Here is a 436-nt window from a genome sequence, read left to right as displayed (position 1 = left end):
CAGAAGGTGAGCGACGACGCCTGCTTCCGCTTCCTCTACCCGATGGTGAAGGGCGGCATCAACCCGATGCGCATGCTGGATAAAGACCTGATGACCCGGCGCATGCAGGCCGATGCCGACATGATGCGCGCCGCCTACGGCAAAAACCGCCACACCGTGACCCTGGCCGAACGTGAGGCCGCTGTCGAGGACGTGCGGCCGATTATGAAGGCGCTTGCCGATAAGTACGGCGAGGACATCCAGCTGCTGCAGATGCCGGAGAAGGCAGCGGGCAAAGAGAAGCTCTCCTGCGATATGGTGCAGGAGATGTGGGCGAAGGTGCTGGCGCTGCCGGAGCAGAAGGCGGCGGGGGTGATTCGTCTGGCGGTGTCTGAGCTGGAGTAAGGAAGGGCGCTGGTTTTTTGGACACTTAGCGTAGGTTTAGCGCGTCGTCGCT

The 436-nt window shown here is 62.2% G+C and carries 1 pseudogene; it reads left to right on the top strand.

Going from position 1 to position 436, the window contains the following annotated elements:
• Positions 1 to 384: pseudogene (locus tag IM273_RS21845) on the top strand (topoisomerase II); the annotation flags it as partial.
• Positions 385 to 436: the final 52 nt, after the last annotated feature.

Origin of the sequence: Enterobacter cloacae complex sp. P13B, assembly GCF_014895915.1 — a bacterium.
Classification (GTDB): domain Bacteria; phylum Pseudomonadota; class Gammaproteobacteria; order Enterobacterales; family Enterobacteriaceae; genus Enterobacter; species Enterobacter bugandensis.
Note: the sequence above shows the minus strand (reverse complement) of the source record. Positions and strands in the feature narration are given on the sequence as shown.